This is a genomic window from Streptomyces sp. NRRL F-5727 (assembly GCF_000719555.1).
In the GTDB taxonomy this organism is placed as follows: domain Bacteria; phylum Actinomycetota; class Actinomycetes; order Streptomycetales; family Streptomycetaceae; genus Streptomyces.
The window spans coordinates 13,757-29,219 of sequence record NZ_JOGX01000007.1; the positions used below are offsets into that span (position 1 = coordinate 13,757).

At 70.9% G+C, this 15,463-nt stretch carries 14 protein-coding genes; 5 read left to right on the forward strand and 9 right to left on the reverse strand.

Going from position 1 to position 15,463, the window contains the following annotated elements; genetic code table 11:
• Positions 1-14: 14 nt before the first annotated feature.
• Positions 15-1,187 (reverse strand): HpcH/HpaI aldolase/citrate lyase family protein, encoded by a 1,173-nt coding sequence (locus tag IF73_RS0107505; RefSeq protein WP_031004793.1) that lies wholly within the window; start codon positions 1,185-1,187, stop codon positions 15-17.
• Positions 1,188-1,409: 222 nt separating this feature from the next.
• On the opposite strand from IF73_RS0107505, the gene IF73_RS0107510 reads away from it, so the two are divergent.
• The gene (locus IF73_RS0107510) at positions 1,410-2,318 is read left to right on the forward strand and encodes a TerD family protein (RefSeq protein WP_031004795.1); all 909 of its coding nucleotides are present in this window, start codon (positions 1,410-1,412) and stop codon (positions 2,316-2,318) included.
• A gap of 59 nt (positions 2,319-2,377) precedes the next feature.
• On the opposite strand, the gene IF73_RS0107515 is transcribed toward IF73_RS0107510, so the two are convergent.
• From IF73_RS0107515 to IF73_RS0107540, 6 genes are all read right to left on the reverse strand, one after another.
• Complete coding sequence (locus IF73_RS0107515; protein ID WP_031004797.1) at positions 2,378-3,115, reverse strand: TerD family protein; 738 nt, start codon at positions 3,113-3,115, stop codon at positions 2,378-2,380.
• Positions 3,116-3,262: 147 nt separating this feature from the next.
• Complete coding sequence (locus IF73_RS0107520; protein WP_031004799.1) at positions 3,263-4,411, reverse strand: DUF475 domain-containing protein; 1,149 nt, start codon at positions 4,409-4,411, stop codon at positions 3,263-3,265.
• Between the two features lie 29 nt (positions 4,412-4,440).
• Complete coding sequence (locus IF73_RS0107525; RefSeq protein WP_030495316.1) at positions 4,441-5,016, reverse strand: TerD family protein; 576 nt, start codon at positions 5,014-5,016, stop codon at positions 4,441-4,443.
• A gap of 143 nt (positions 5,017-5,159) precedes the next feature.
• On the reverse strand, positions 5,160-5,735 hold the full coding sequence (locus IF73_RS0107530; RefSeq protein WP_030495317.1) for a TerD family protein: 576 nt from the start codon (positions 5,733-5,735) through the stop codon (positions 5,160-5,162).
• A gap of 165 nt (positions 5,736-5,900) precedes the next feature.
• On the reverse strand, positions 5,901-6,359 hold the full coding sequence (locus tag IF73_RS0107535) for a peroxiredoxin (RefSeq protein WP_031004802.1): 459 nt from the start codon (positions 6,357-6,359) through the stop codon (positions 5,901-5,903).
• A gap of 162 nt (positions 6,360-6,521) precedes the next feature.
• The gene (locus IF73_RS0107540; RefSeq protein ID WP_031004804.1) at positions 6,522-6,944 is read right to left on the reverse strand and encodes a DUF3052 domain-containing protein; all 423 of its coding nucleotides are present in this window, start codon (positions 6,942-6,944) and stop codon (positions 6,522-6,524) included.
• Between the two features lie 444 nt (positions 6,945-7,388).
• Between IF73_RS0107540 and aceE the strand changes: the two genes are divergently transcribed.
• Together aceE and IF73_RS0107550 are read left to right on the forward strand one after the other, a co-directional pair.
• Positions 7,389-10,121, forward strand: a complete 2,733-nt coding sequence (gene aceE, locus IF73_RS0107545) for a pyruvate dehydrogenase (acetyl-transferring), homodimeric type (RefSeq protein WP_031004806.1) — start codon at positions 7,389-7,391, stop codon at positions 10,119-10,121.
• Positions 10,122-10,206: 85 nt separating this feature from the next.
• Positions 10,207-11,022, forward strand: coding sequence for a potassium channel family protein (locus tag IF73_RS0107550; protein WP_037878532.1), 816 nt, complete (start codon positions 10,207-10,209; stop codon positions 11,020-11,022).
• On the opposite strand, the gene IF73_RS0107555 is transcribed toward IF73_RS0107550, so the two are convergent.
• Positions 11,003-11,491 (reverse strand): peptidase inhibitor family I36 protein, encoded by a 489-nt coding sequence (locus IF73_RS0107555; protein WP_078867977.1) that lies wholly within the window; start codon positions 11,489-11,491, stop codon positions 11,003-11,005. The genes IF73_RS0107550 and IF73_RS0107555 overlap by 20 nt on opposite strands.
• Positions 11,492-11,615: 124 nt before the next feature.
• Positions 11,616-13,238, reverse strand: a complete 1,623-nt coding sequence (locus tag IF73_RS0107560) for an MFS transporter (RefSeq protein WP_031004812.1) — start codon at positions 13,236-13,238, stop codon at positions 11,616-11,618.
• A 129-nt stretch (positions 13,239-13,367) separates the two neighbouring features.
• Here IF73_RS0107560 and IF73_RS0107565 point away from each other — a divergent pair, with 129 nt between their 5' ends.
• Together IF73_RS0107565 and IF73_RS0107570 are read left to right on the forward strand one after the other, a co-directional pair.
• Positions 13,368-14,012 carry a TetR family transcriptional regulator gene (locus tag IF73_RS0107565; RefSeq protein WP_031004814.1) on the forward strand — a complete coding sequence of 215 codons (645 nt, stop codon included), beginning with the start codon at positions 13,368-13,370 and terminating at the stop codon, positions 14,010-14,012.
• Between the two features lie 224 nt (positions 14,013-14,236).
• On the forward strand, positions 14,237-15,451 hold the full coding sequence (locus IF73_RS0107570; protein WP_031004816.1) for an alpha/beta hydrolase: 1,215 nt from the start codon (positions 14,237-14,239) through the stop codon (positions 15,449-15,451).
• Positions 15,452-15,463 lie beyond the last annotated feature (12 nt).

Below are 15,463 nucleotides of genomic sequence, written 5' to 3' on the forward strand. Positions count from 1 at the left end.
CCGCAGTCCTTTCGTCAGCCGGCGAGGCCGGCGGTGAGCAGTTCCACGAAACCGACGTCCTCGCGGGCGACGCCGAAGACCTCGGCGCGGATGAGGGTGCGCTCGGCCCAGGCGCGGTGCGGTTTCACTTCGTTCATCTTGTTGGTGTAGGCGGAGCGGAGCACTCCGCCGCCGTCCTGTTCGGGCCGGAGGATGTCCTGTGCGTCGCTCCACTCCTCGTGGCTGACCACGGACAGGGCGTGGACGGGCAGCACGTGGGTGGGGTGGATGCAGGTCTTGCCGAGGAGGCCGTTGGCGCGGTCGAGCTCGATCTCGCGGAGCAGGCCGTCCATGTCGTGCTCGATGAGGGCGGTGCGCAGGTCCTCGGCGCGGCCCTCCAGGAAGGGGCTGCGGCGCAGCTGGGGCTTGAAGATGCGCTCGCCGGGGCGGAAGTACTCCCAGACGGGGCCGGTGATGGTGAAGCCGGTGCCGTCGGCGCGGCCGAGGACGTTGACGACGTCGGCGATGACGTGGGCGACGACCTTGACGTCGTACGCGGTCATGTCGGGCGAGCGGCGGAGTCCGTAGGCGGAGCAGAAGTCGGTGACGCCGAGGCGGAGCGCGAGGACGCGGTCGCGGTGCTTGTCGGTGAGGGCGGCGATGCCGGCGAGGGTCTCGGCCCGGGTCTCCAGGTGGAGGAGCTCGGGGGACTCCAGGACGGGCATGGCGTAGAGGCGGCGTCCGGCGGTGCGCTCGGCCTGGGCGAGGGCGTCGAGGAAGGCGCTGCCGCGGGCTTCGGTGAACTTGGGGAGTACGAATCCGGCCAGTAGGGCGACGGTGTCGCCGAGGCGGGTGACGAGGTCGGTGATCTGGCGCGGTTCGCGGACCCGGATGAAGAGGAGCGGGACGTCGGGGCCGTCGGTCCGGCCGTCGGCGAGGTCGCGGAACTGGTGGACGAGGTTGGCCTCGCCGGCCTCGACGTCGGCGTCGCTGATGGAGTCCTCCAGGCAGAGGACCATGGAGACGACGCCGCGGGCGGCCTGTTTGCGGATGTCGTCGGCGAGGCGGGGCCGGGTGGCGGGGCTGTAGAGGGTGGCGCCGAGGGCGACCGCGAGCGTGCGGGCGGGCGAGTCGGCGGTGAACTCGGCCGGCTCGCGGTGGAACAGCCCGCTCCGCACCGCGGAGGGGATGTGCCCGAAATGACGCATGTAAGTCCCCCGTCTGCTTGCCTGGACCCTGACGACACGTGGCCGGTAATAGTACGTAGGTGCGGGTGTCCGTAGTTCCCACTCCGCATGAAATCCAGGTAACTCGTCCCCGTCGGGTCCCCTCCCCTCCTCCCGCACCCGCCCCGGTTCCGTCAGGTGTACGGCGCCGCTCCGCTTCGCCCGGTGCCCCCGCGTTGTCCCGCGGTCGGGCAGGAGGGCAGGATGGCCGTCATGACGCACGCGATGCTGAAGGGCTCCAACGTCCCTCTCGACACCGCGGCCGTACGGGCCGTGCTCCGCTGGACCCCGGGCCCCGGGGTCCCCGACGTGGACGCCTCGGCCCTGGTCCTCGGGCCCGACGGGCGGGTCCGCTCCGACGAGGACTTCGTCTTCTACAACCAGCCGCGCCACCCCTCGGGGCTGGTGCGGCGGCTGCCGAAGAAGCGGGTCGCGGAGGCGCTGACGGACACGGTCGAGGCCGACCTCGGCGCGCTCGACCCGTCCATCGACCGGGTGGTGCTCGCCGCGTCCTCGGACGGCGGCACCTTCCGCTCGGTGACGGACCTGCGGATCGTCCTGTACGACGCCACGGCCGCGGACGGGCGGGAGCCGCTGGCGCTCTTCGACGTGACGGCGGAGACCGGCGAGGAGACCGCGGTCATCTGCGGCGAGCTGTACCGCCGGGGCGAGGGGTGGAAGTTCCGGGCGGTCGGCCAGGGCTATCCGACCGGCCTGGTGGGCCTGGCGACGGACTTCGGGATCTCGGTGGACGAGGAGCCCGACGGGGCGCCCGCGGGCGCGGAGACGGCCGCGGAGACGGGCTCCGAGACGGCTGCCGGGGCCCCGGTGGACCCCCTCGCCGAGACCGCGCTCGTCGACGCCGGCGAGGCGGGTACGGGCTCCGCTCCGCACCCGGACCCCGACGCGACCGTCGTCCACACCCCCAGGCCGCCGTCGCCGCCCGTGCCGCCGATGCCCGACCGGGCGCCCGCCTACGGCTACCCGCAGGCCCCGGTGCCGGGCCCGGGGCCCGCGTACGGCTATCCGCAGCCGGTGCCCGCCGGGCAGGGCGCGGAGCCCGTCCAGGAGTTCCGGATGCCGCCGATGGGGCCGCAGTTCCAGCGTCCGTGACGGGTACGGCGACGGAGGCGGCGGCGCCGGGCGGTCCGGTAAGCCGCCGGGCGCGGCCGTCATGCCTTCGACTTGTAGCCGCGGCCCCACTGGAGGCCCCAGCCGTAGAGGCGGTCCAGCTCGGCCTGGAAGCCGTAGACGAACCGCACCTCGCGCCGGACCATCAGCTCGTCCTTGCTGTTGTCCACGGAGAAGACGGCGCAGGAGCGGGCCTGCGGGGCGCGCTCGTCCAGCTCGATCTCGATCCGGGGGCCGTTGCTCGGGTAGAGCGTGATCGTGGCGTGGGTGCGGTCGAAGGCCGGCGTCTGGTCGTAGATGTAGGCGAAGAAGAGCAGCCGCTTGATCTCGTCCTTGTGGTCGAGGTTGACGAAGATCGTCTCCCCTGAGGGGGCGCCGAACCGGTCGTCGCCACTGAGTTTCACGTACGGGGCGGCGTTGAGGTCGCCGAAGAAGCCGCCCAGCGGCTGGACGACGCCCTTGCTGCCGTCCTTGAGCTCGTAGAGGCAGCCGAGGTCGAGGTCGACGTTGACCATGCCCTGGGTGTGCGCCTGGACGACCTCGGGCTTGAAGAACTGGGCCGGGTTGCGCAGCAGCCGGCCGCTCTGCCGGGAGCGGCCCTCGATGTCGGAGGTCCGCATCCGCCAGGAGAGGTTGACGCGGAGGTTGCCGGTGGCGCCGCCCTGTCGGGCGAGCGAGACCGTGGGGCGGCGCCTGGTCAGGTCGATGGTGTGGGACGCGCCCACCCCCGTGTCGAAGGACGTCGTCCGCCCCGGAATCAGGTTGTTCCAGAAGGCCATCGGGCCCCCACCCCCCACATCGGTCGCCTTGCCCGGCCGTCACGCGCCTGCGGGGCGACCGGACGGGCCGGCCGCCCCGCAGGGAAGCGTTCCTCATTGTCCCCGGTGTCACACCCCGTGGCGGGGCGCACACCCGGGTGCAGGGTGTCACACCCCGGAGCTCACCTCGGCCTTGTCGTCCGAGGAGCCGGAGCCGCCCCCGGCCGCCGCCTGCGCGCGGTTGCGGCGGACGGAGGACCAGAAGGACCAGGCGATCAGGACGACGCCGATGAGGCCGGTGATGACCTCGTTGATCTCGTACTGGATGGTGATCAGGAGCAGCACCGCGAGGGCGCCGATGGCGTAGTGCGCGCCGTGCTCCAGGTACACGTAGTCGTCCAGGGTGCCCTGCTTGACCAGGTAGACCGTGAGCGACCGGACGTACATGGCGCCGACGCCGAGGCCGAGCGCCATCAGCACGATGTCGTTGGTGATGGCGAAGGCGCCGATGACGCCGTCGAAGGAGAAGGAGGCGTCGAGGACCTCCAGGTACAGGAACATGAAGAAGGCGGCCTTGCCGGCGAGCTGGACGGCGGACACCTTCTTGCCGCTGCGCTTGGCCTCTTCCTCGGCCTCGTGCTCGCGCTCCTCTTCCTCCTCCAGCTTGTTCTCGAAGAAGCCGGAGAGACCGCCGACGACGAGGTACGTGATGAGGCCGGCGATGCCGGAGATGAGGACCGTCTGCGCCTTGTCGACGTGCATGCCGCCGTGCTGGTGGGCGTGGGTCGCGAAGGTCATCGAGGTGACGAGCAGGACGATCAGCGCGATGCAGACCGACAGCATGTCGACCTTGCCGAGCTTGGCCAGCGGGCGCTCCAGCCAGCCGAGCCACTTGATGTCACGGTCCTCGAAGATGAAGTCGAGGAAGATCATCAGCAGGAACATGCCACCGAAGGCGGCGATCGACGGGTGCGCGTCGGTGACGAGCTCCTCGTACCTGTTCGGATCGCTGAATGCCAGGTCGACCGCCTCGATGGGGCCGATCTTGGCGCTGATCGCGACGATCACGACGGGGAAGACCAGCCGCATTCCGAACACGGCGATCAGAATGCCGATGGTGAGGAAGATCTTCTGCCAGAAGGCATTCATCTTCTTCAGGATGCCGGCGTTGACCACCGCGTTGTCGAAGGAGAGCGAGATCTCGAGGATGCACAGGATGGCGACGACCCCGAACGCCTCCCACCCCCCGTAGAGCACCGCTGCGACCAGGCCGAGCGCGGTGATCGCGAACGACCAGCCGAAGGTTTTCAGAACCACTGCCTACCCCATTGTGTGATAACGCGGCTTTACGAAACGTTGACCCCGAAGTCTAGAGCGATGCCCCGCAGTCCGGACGCGTACCCCTGGCCGACCGCGCGGAACTTCCATTCGCCGTTGTAGCGGTAGAGCTCGCCGAAGATCATCGCGGTCTCGGTGGAGGCGTCCTCGGAGAGGTCGTAGCGGGCCAGTTCCTGACCGTCCGCCTGGTTCACCACCCGGATGAAGGCGTTGCTGACCTGACCGAAGGTCTGGCCGCGGTTGTCGGCGTCGTGGATGGAGACCGGGAAGACGATCTTGTCGCACTGGGGCGGCACCCGGGTGAGGTCGACGATGAGCGACTCGTCGTCCCCGTCGCCCTCGCCGGTCAGGTTGTCACCGGTGTGCTCGACGGAACCCTCGGGGCTGCGCAGCTGGTTGTAGAAGACGAAGTACTCGTCGCCGAGGACCCGGCCCGCCTGGCACATCAGGGCGCTGGCGTCGAGGTCGAAGGGGGCTCCGGTGGTGGACCGCGCGTCCCAGCCGAGGCCCACGAGGACCTTGGTGAGGTTGGGTGCGGCCTTGGAGAGGGAGACGTTGCCTCCCTTGGCGAGCGTGACGCCCATGGTGTTCGGTTCCTCCCCGGTGGTTACTGCTGCCATGAGGCACGTCCGGCGCCGCACGAGAGGTGCGGCGCCGGACGTCGTCGAGCGGGGTCCGGTCCCGGGCCTCGACGGCCCGGCCCCGGACGGCCCTGCAGGTGTTCGGCTCAGACGTTGACGCCGAAGTCCTGCGCGATGCCGCGCAGGCCCGAGGCGTAACCCTGGCCGACCGCGCGGAACTTCCACTCCGCGCCGTGGCGGTACAGCTCGCCGAAGACCATGGCGGTCTCGGTCGAGGCGTCCTCGGAGAGGTCGTACCGCGCGATCTCGGCGCCGCCGGCCTGGTTCACGACGCGGATGAACGCGTTGCGCACCTGGCCGAAGGACTGCTGGCGGTTCTCGGCGTCGTAGATGGACACCGGGAAGACGATCTTGGCCACGTCGGCCGGGACGCCGGCCAGGTTGACCTTGACCTGCTCGTCGTCGCCCTCGCCCTCACCGGTGAGGTTGTCACCGGTGTGCTCGACGGAACCGTCGGCGCTCTTGAGGTTGTTGAAGAAGACGAAGTCCTGGTCGTTGCGCACCTTGCCGGCCTCGCTCACCAGGATGGCGCTGGCGTCGAGGTCGAAGTCCGTACCGGTGGTGGTACGGACGTCCCAGCCCAGACCGACGGTCACGGCGGTGAGGCCAGGGGCCTCCTTGGTCAGCGAGACGTTGCCGCCCTTGCTGAGGCTGACTCCCACGAGTCCCTCCATCATTGGTTTCCAGGGGCAGCGCCCCCGGTCGTGCGTTGGCATCGGATCAACGACTGGATCCTAGTGACGGGTTCCCAGTCGAAACAGGCGATTCGCCCGGGGATTCGGGGGATGTCGGCGCGGACCGCCGATTCCGGGCCCGGGGCGGCGGGCTCAGAGGGTCTCGAGCGCCTTCACGTACGCGTCGAGGTCGCGGGCGTCCGGCAGGGCGTTGACGACCGTCCAGCGGACGACGCCCTCCTTGTCGATGATGAAGGTGCCCCGGACGGCGCAGCCCTTGTCCTCGTCGAAGACGCCGTAGGCGCGGGACGCCTCGCCGTGCTTCCAGAAGTCGGAGAGCAGCGGGTACTCCAGGCCCTCCTGCTCGGCGAAGACGCGCAGGGTGTGGATGGAGTCGTTGGAGACGGCGAGCAGCTGGGTGTCGTCGTTGACGAACTTCGGCAGGTTGTCCCGGAGCTCGCACAGCTCGCCGGTGCACACGCTGGTGAAGGCGAACGGGTAGAAGAGCAGCACCACGTTCTTCTCGCCGCGGTAGTCGGACAGCTTCACGGTGCGGCCGTGGTTGTCCTTGAGCTCGAAATCGGGGGCCTTGGTGCCGACCTCGATCGCCATCGCGTACGCATCCCTTCGACGGGGCCCGGCCTCTGGGCCGAACCGGTGAACCCCACCCTACGGCCTGGCCGGCGGGCTCCCGCGCGAGCCCGGGGGCGGACGGCCGGGGACGCGCGAAAGCCCCCGCCGGGGCACCGGCGGGGGCTTCGCGCAGCAGGGGGATCAGCGCTTGGGAGCGACCAGGCGGGTGCCCGTCCAGTCCTTCGCGACGCTGATGCTCTTGGACTGGGAGAGCCCAGCGGTCTGCGCGGCATCGTTGATGTCGCTCGGCTCGATGTAGCCGTCGCGGCCGGTCTTCGGAGTCAGCAGCCAGATGTTGCCGCCGTCCTCCAGCAGACCGATGCTGTCCACCAGTGCGTCGGTGAGATCACCGTCCTCGTCGCGGAACCAGAGGACGACGGCGTCGGCGACGTCGTCGTACTCCTCGTCCATGAGTTCCTGGCCGATGATGGACTCGATGCCTTCACGGAGATCCTGGTCGACGTCGTCGTCGTAGCCGATCTCCTGGACCACCTGTCCGGGCTCGAACCCCAGCCTCGCCGCCGGGTTGGTCCGCTCCTCCGCGTGGTCCGCGGTCGCGCTCACGGCTTGCCTCCTGATCATGTATCGGAAAATGCTCGGGCCGCGCATGCGCGCGGCGCTGGCCGTAGTCCACACGTGACGGGGCGGATCGCGCAAGTACCCGGCCGTGGAGACCGCCGAAACGGTGACGTTTGGGGCCGTCTCACCGCAACTTCCGGCGGCTTTCGACAGCGCTCCGTGATCGGGCGTACACGATTCGTCCCGCTACGCGGGCTTCTGCGGTTTCAGTCTGCCGAACGCTCTGCCGAAACGCATGCGCGGATTGGGCGTAAGGTTGCGATTTGACCGCACCCGGTGCGCAGGAACGGCGCGGAGAGGGTTACCTCTCGGTAAAGATGACGTGTGCCGCGAGCCGGGTACACGATGGACGTTCCCGGCCTCGGACATCCCGGCCTCAAAGGGGCTCCCCTCCCTCGTGGGGCTCCCCCCGACCAGCGAAGGAACAGCGTGGCTCCCGGATCCGATCGCAACCCGATCATCATTGGCGGCCTTCCCAGCCAGGTCCCGGATTTCGACCCCGAAGAGACCCAGGAGTGGCTCGACTCCCTCGACGCGGCCGTCGACGAGCGGGGCCGGGAGCGGGCCCGCTATCTGATGCTCCGGCTGATCGAGCGCGCCCGCGAGAAGCGGGTGGCCGTGCCCGAGATGCGCAGCACGGACTACGTCAACACCATCGCGACCAGGGACGAGCCCTTCTTCCCCGGCAACGAGGAGATCGAGCGCAGGGTCCTCAACGCCACCCGGTGGAACGCGGCCGTGATGGTCTCGCGCGCGCAGCGCCCGGGTATCGGCGTCGGCGGTCACATCGCGACCTTCGCCTCCTCCGCCTCCCTCTACGACGTGGGCTTCAACCACTTCTTCCGGGGCAAGGACGAGGGCGACGGCGGCGACCAGATCTTCTTCCAGGGCCACGCCTCCCCCGGCATCTACGCCCGCGCCTTCCTGCTGGACCGGCTGTCGGCGACCCAGCTCGACGGCTTCCGCCAGGAGAAGTCGAAGTACCCGAACGGCCTGTCGTCCTACCCGCACCCGCGGCTGATGCCGGACTTCTGGGAGTTCCCGACGGTGTCGATGGGCCTCGGCCCGCTCGGCGCGATCTACCAGGCCCGGATGAACCGGTACATGGAGGCGCGCGGGATCGCCGACACCTCCAAGTCCCATGTGTGGGCCTTCCTCGGGGACGGCGAGATGGACGAGGTCGAGTCGCTCGGCCAGCTCTCCATCGCGGCCCGCGAGGGCCTGGACAACCTCACCTTCGTCGTCAACTGCAACCTCCAGCGGCTCGACGGCCCGGTCCGCGGCAACGGCAAGATCATCCAGGAGCTGGAGTCGATCTTCCGGGGCAACGGCTGGAACGTCATCAAGCTGATCTGGGACCGCTCCTGGGACCCGCTGCTCGCCCAGGACCGGGACGGCATCCTGGTGAACAAGCTGAACACCACGCCGGACGGGCAGTTCCAGACGTACGCGACGGAGACCGGCGCGTACATCCGCGACCACTTCTTCGGCGACGACCACCGGCTGCGGGCGATGGTCGAGTCGATGTCGGACCAGCAGATCCTGCACCTGGGCCGCGGCGGCCACGACCACAAGAAGATCTACGCGGCCTATGCGGCGGCCAAGGCCCACAAGGGCCAGCCGACGGTGATCCTGGCCCAGACCGTCAAGGGCTGGACCCTCGGCCCGAACTTCGAGGGCCGCAACGCCACCCACCAGATGAAGAAGCTGACGGTCGACGACCTCAAGCGCTTCCGCGACCGGCTGCACATCCCGGTGACCGACAAGGAGCTGGAGTCCGGCCTGCCGCCGTACTACCACCCGGGCCGGGACTCCGAGGAGATCCAGTACATGCACGACCGGCGCAACGCGCTGGGCGGCTACGTGCCCACCCGGGTGGTGCGCTCCCGGCCGCTGGCGCTGCCGGACGACAAGACCTACGCCGCGGTCCGCAAGGGCTCGGGCCAGCAGTCGATCGCCACCACGATGGCCTTCGTCCGGCTGCTGAAGGACCTGATGCGGGACAAGGAGATCGGCAAGCGCTTCGTGCTGATCGCGCCGGACGAGTACCGCACCTTCGGCATGGACTCCTTCTTCCCGAGCGCCAAGATCTACAACCCGCTGGGGCAGCAGTACGAGGCGGTGGACCGTGAACTCCTCCTCGCCTACAAGGAGTCCCCGACCGGCCAGATGCTGCACGACGGCATCTCCGAGGCCGGCTGCACGGCCTCGCTGATCGCCGCCGGCTCGGCCTACGCCACCCACGGCGAGCCGCTGATCCCGGTCTACGTCTTCTACTCGATGTTCGGCTTCCAGCGGACCGGCGACCAGTTCTGGCAGATGGCCGACCAGCTCGCGCGCGGTTTCGTCCTGGGCGCCACCGCCGGCCGCACCACGCTGACCGGCGAGGGCCTCCAGCACGCGGACGGTCACTCGCACCTCCTCGCTTCGACGAACCCGGCCTGCATCTCCTACGACCCGGCGTTCGGCTTCGAGATCGCGCACATCGTCAAGGACGGTCTGCGCCGGATGTACGGCCCCCAGGCGGAGGACGTCTTCTACTACCTGACGGTCTACAACGAGCCGATCCAGCACCCGGCCGAGCCGGAGGACGTGGACGTGGAGGGCATCCTCCAGGGCATCCACCTCTTCCGGCGCGCCGAGGCGGGCACGATCCCGGCGCAGATCATGGCCTCGGGCGTCGCCGTCCCGTGGGCGATCGAGGCGCAGCGGATCCTCGCCGAGGAGTGGAACGTGAAGGCCGACGTCTGGTCCGCGACCTCCTGGAACGAGCTGCGCCGCGAGGCGGTGGCGGTCGAGGAGCACAACCTGCTCCACCCGGACGAGGAGCAGCGCGTCCCGTACGTCACCCGCAAGCTCCAGGCCGCCGAGGGCCCCTTCGTGGCGGTCTCGGACTGGATGCGTTCGGTGCCGGACCAGATCGCCCGCTGGGTCCCCGGCTCGTACACCTCCCTCGGTGCGGACGGTTTCGGTTTCGCGGACACCCGCGGCGCCGCCCGCCGGTACTTCCACATCGACGCCCAGTCGGTGGTCCTCGCGGTGCTGACCGAGCTGGCCCGTGACGGCAAGGTGGACCGTGCGGTCCTGAAGCAGGCGGTGGACCGCTACCAGCTGCTCGACGTGGCGGCCGCCGACCCGGGCCCGGCGGGCGGCGACGCCTGACGGAGCCCGCGGGGCGACAGTGCCTGGTGAGGGGCGGTGGGACCGGCGGTCCCGCCGCCCCTCGGCATTCCTTACGATTCCCCGCATGTCCGTGAAGAAGGAGCGCCCCCTGAAGGTCCGCTGGGAAGAGCGCACCCAGACCCCGCTGCTGGTGCTGGCGGTGGCCTTCGGCATCGCGTACGCGGTGCCGATCATCACGCCGGGCGCCGAGCCGTCGGTGCTCCGGCTGTGCCACTACGTGGAGTGGGCGGTGTGGGGCGCCTTCGCGGTGGACTATCTGGTCCGGCTGCTGCTCGCCTCCTCCCGCTGGACCTTCGTCCGCTCCCACCCCCTCGATCTGCTCGCGGTCGTGCTGCCGCTGGTGCAGCCGCTGCGGCTGCTGCGTGTGGTCTCCACCCTCCTCCTCGTGGGCCGGCGGGCCCGGATGGCCCCGCAGATCACGCTCACCACCTATGTGGCGGGCGCGGTGGTCGGACTGATGATGTTCGGCTCGCTGGCGGTGCTGCACGTGGAGCGGGACGCCCCGGACGGCAACATCAAGACCCTGGGCGACGCCGTCTGGTGGTCGTTCACCACGATGACGACGGTCGGGTACGGCGACCACGCGCCGACGACGGGGCTGGGCCGGGTGCTCGCGGTCGGTCTGATGCTGTCGGGCATCGCCCTGCTGGGTGTCGTCACCGCCAACATCGCGGCCTGGTTCATCGCCCGCTTCGAGCGGGACGACGCGGTGGAGCGGCGTCAGACGGAGCTCCTGGAGGCGCTGACCCGGGAGGTCCGCGAGCTCCGCGCCGAGGTCGCCCGCCTCTCGGGCCCGGTGCCCCCGCAGACCACGGCGCCGGAGGCCGTACCGGACGCGGCCGCGCCGGAGCCGGGGGCGGCTATCGCTCCCACAGCTTGAAGGCCCTGACCTCGTACGGCGTCTGCGGGACCCAGGTGCCCCGGCCCGGGTAGGTCTCGAACTCGCCCGTCTCCGCGCACTCCGCCGACTGGTACGCGGTGACCGGCCGGCCCGTGCGGACGGCCAGGGACTGGGCCGAGGCCCCGGCCGGGAGGGCGACGCAGCTGTCGAGGTCCGTCGTCGCCAGTTCGTACGCCCACGGCCTGCCCTTGAAGTCGGGCTTCGGCCAGAGGCAGAGCCGCCCGGGCCCGCAGGCCCCGAGCGCGGCCCCGGCCGCCGGAGCGGCCGGGGCTTCCAGGGCGGCGGCTTCCCGGGCGGCCGGGGCTTCCGAAGCGGCTGGGGCTTCCCGGGCCGCCGGCGCTGCCGCGGCGGTCGGAGCCGCCGGAGCGGCCGTGGCCGGAAGGGCGGCCAGCAGCAGGACGACCAGCCCCGCGAGCACGGCCGACGTCTTCCCCGTCACACAGTTCATGCAGATCAACCCCCATGTCGTCACTCTCTGTAATCATGAGCATGGACGAGGTGACCCTCCGAACGGAAGAGGGGCCGCCCCCGTTCCTTCGAACGGGTGACGACCCCCCTGGGGAACCTCCGGGTCAGATGTGACCGCCGCCCATCCCGGCCTCCGCGTTCTCACCGCGCTTGGTCAGCGTGGCGACCAGGGCCGCGACCACGGCGACGACACCGGCGACGGTGAAGGCCAGGCCCATGCCCTGGAGGAAGGTGTCGTGGATGACGTCGGAGATCTTGGCGAAGAGCTCCGGGGTCATGCCGGGCGCCTGCGCCAGCGCCTCCGGGGCCATGCCGAACTCGGCGGCCTCCTCCAGACGCGGGTCGGCCGGGACCGGGATCCCGGCCTCCTTCCAGTTCTCCGCGAAGGCGCCGGACACCTTGGAGGACATGACGGCGCCGAGCACCGCCGTGCCCAGCGCGCCGCCGACCTGCATGGCGGCCTGCTGGAGGCCGCCGGCGACGCCGGAGAGCTCCAGCGGCGCGTTGCCGACGATGACCTCGGTGGCGCCGACCATGACCGGGGCGAGGCCCAGACCGAGGAGGGCGAACCAGAGGGACATCGCCAGCGTGCTCGTCCCGGCCGAGAGCGTGATCATGCCGAACATCGCGGCCGCCGTGCAGATCATGCCGCCGACGAGCGGCACCCGCGGGCCGAACCTGGTGATGAGCGCGCCGGCCAGCGGCGAGGAGACGATCATCATCGCGGTCAGCGGGAGCAGCCGCAGGCCCGCGTCGATCGGGCCGAGCCCCTTCACGCCCTGGAGGTAGAAGGTCACGAAGAAGAGGCCGCCCATGAAGGCGAAGGCCATCAGGACCATCAGCACCACACCGGCCGAGAGCGGCACGGAGCGGAACATGGCGAGCGGGATGAGCGGCTCCCTGACCTTGGTCTCCCAGACGGCGAAGACCGCGAAGAGGACGATCGAGCCGATCAGACAGCCCCAGGTGTTGGCGCTGGTCCAGCCCCAGTCCGCGCCCGCCTTGATGAGGCTCCAGACGAGCAGGCCCATCGCGCCGGAGAGCAGCGCGATGCCGAGGACGTCGAAGGAGCGCGGCGCGTTCTCGGCGCGGTGGTCCCTCAGGATGACCAGACCGAGCACGAGCGCGACCACGCCCACCGGCACGTTGATGAAGAAGACGGACTGCCAGCTCACGTGCTCGACGAGGAAGCCGCCGAGGATCGGACCGCCCGCGGTCGAGGCGCCGATGACCATGCCCCAGATGCCGATGGCCATGTTCAGCTTCTCGGCGGGGAAGGTGGCGCGCAGCAGGCCGAGCGCGGCCGGCATCAGCAGGGCGCCGAAGAGGCCCTGGAGGACCCGGAAGGCGATCACGAAGGCGATCGAGTCGGAGAGGCCGATCGCGCCGGAGGCGGCGGCGAAGCCCGCGATGCCGATGAGGAAGGTCTGGCGGTGGCCGAAGCGGTCGCCGAGCTTGCCGGCGGTGATCAGGGCGACGGCGAGCGCGAGCAGGTAACCGTTGGTGATCCACTGGAGCTGGTCCAGGGAGGCGCCGAGGTCGGCCTGGATGGCGGGGTTGGCGATGGCGACGATCGTGCCGTCGAGCGCCACCATCATCACGCCGACGGCGACGGCGATCAGAGTCAGCCAGGGGTGGCCGCGCAGGCCCTTCGCCGGGACCGGAGCCGGTTCCCGTACGCCCCCCTGGCCCTGCGGGGCCTTTTCCAAACTGGTCTGACTAGTCATAGGAGGAGGCTAGTGACAGTCACTGACAATTGACAAAGTGATTCACACGTCGGTAACTGTCACGTAGCTCACAGGTACCCTGAGCAGGCATAAGGCCCCGTAATCGACCGAAAAGAGACCTCCGTGACCGTGCCCGCGCCCGGCCTGCGCGAGCGGAAGAAGCAGCGCACCCGCGACGCGCTGATCCGGGTCGCCCTGGAACTCTTCACCACGCGGGGATACGAGCGGACCACCGTCGACGAGATCGTCGACGCGGTCGAGGTCTCCCAGCGCACCTTCTTCCGCTACTTCTCCTCCAAGGAGGAGGTCGCCTTCGCCGTCCAGCGGATGGTGGAGGAGGAGTTCGTCCGGGCGCTGGCGCTGCGCCCGCCGGACGAGGGCCCCTTCGACGCGATGCGGAACGCGGTGCTCGCCGCCTGGGACGGGGTGGGCGACGCGATCGACGAGGTCGTCCCGGTCGAGCTGTATCTGCGGACCTTCTTCATGATCGAGTCGACGCCGGCGCTGCTCGCCGCGCATCTGCGGCGGTCCAGTGAGATGGAGGAGACCATCGCCCGGCTCGTCGCGCGCCGCGAGGGACTCGACGTGGACGCCGATCCGCGGCCGCGGATCGCGGTCGCCGCCTTCAGCGGGGTGATGCGGGTCACCGCGCAGATGTGGGGCAAGGGGCCGGACCGCAGCCTGGAGGGCATCCGGGCGCTCACCGAGTGGTACCTGGACCACCTGGGGCCCGCGCTCTCGCTGCACTGGCGGGAACCGGGCGGGCGCGGCTGAGCGTCCCCCGGGGAGGACTGAGCCCGGGACGGGGAGCGGGACTGGGGCTGGGGCCAGGACTGGGGCTGGGACCGGGACCGGGGCTGGGACCGGGACCGGGGCCAGGACCGGGGCTGGGGCCAGGACTGGGGCTGGGACCGGGACCGGGACCGGGACCGGCACAGGGACAGAGATCGGGACCGGGCGGACGGGTGCGTCATCTTCGCCGTCTAGGGTGTCCGCCCGTGACCTCCGCCGACGCCCCTCCGTCCCTCACCGTCCTGCGCACCCTGCTCGTGCTGGGTGTCGTCCTGGTGATGCTGGCCACCACCGGATGGACCACCATCCGGCAGCGGCCGGTGTCCGGGCTCTCCATGGAGGCCGCGCTGGTCTCCTGGGCGCGGGAGCGGATCGGCGACGTACCGCCGCCCGACCCGGACACCGCCCCGCCCCGTACGGTCGCGGCCTGGTTCGCCGCGCTCGGGCCGGCCCGCGCCGAGGGCCTCGCCGAGCGGCATCCGCTCGTCGTCGGCAATCTCGACGGCGCCCCGCCGGCCCTGCGCTACCGCGCCAACCGGATCGCGCTCACCCGGGCGCTGGCGGCCGAACGGCCCCGCCTCCACGACACCCGGCTCTCCGCCGAGGGCCGGCACGAGGCCCGCCGGCGGGTGGACCGCTTCGTCTCCCTTCTGGAGCCGGGCCGCCGGATCCTCGCCTTCGACCCGACCGGTACGGGGCGGGCCGCCGAGGTGCTGGGCGATCTGGAGCGGGCCCGGCGGGTGTCGGTGATCGTGCCCGGCGTCGACACGCACCTGCTCACCTTCCAGAAGACCCGCGGGCGGTACACCGCCCCCGTCGGCATGGCGCAGGCGCTGTACGAGGCCGAGCGGCGCACCGCGCCCGGCGCCCGGGTCGCGGTCATCGCCTGGGCCGGGTACACCGCGCCCGCCCGGGTGGGGGTGGACGCGGCGACCGGCCGGCTCGCCGCGACCGGGGCCGCGCGGCTCGTCCGGCTGACCGAGGGCCTGCCGGGGAGGGCGCGGGTGGCGCTCTTCTGCCACAGCTACGGCTCCGTGCTCTGCGGGATCGCCGCGCCCCGGCTGCCGGAGCGGGTGACCGACCTGGCGGTGGCGGGCAGCCCCGGGATGCGGGTGGAGACCGCCGCCGAGCTGGGCACCCGGGCCAGGATCTGGGCGATGCGGGACGCCGGCGACTGGATCGCGGACGTGCCCCACCTGGAGCTCGGCGGGGTCGGGCACGGGGCGGATCCGGTGGCGCCGGAGTTCGGGGCGCGGCTGGTCTCGGCGGCCGGGGCGGCCGGGCACAGCGGCTATTTCGAGCCGGGTACGGAGAGCCTCGGGAACTTCGCCGCGATAGGCGCAGGGGCCTTCGGACGGATCGTCTGCGCACGTGCCGACAGCGTGTGCCACGGAGGAATCTCCGGCGGCACCGGCCTCTGACGCGCGTAGATC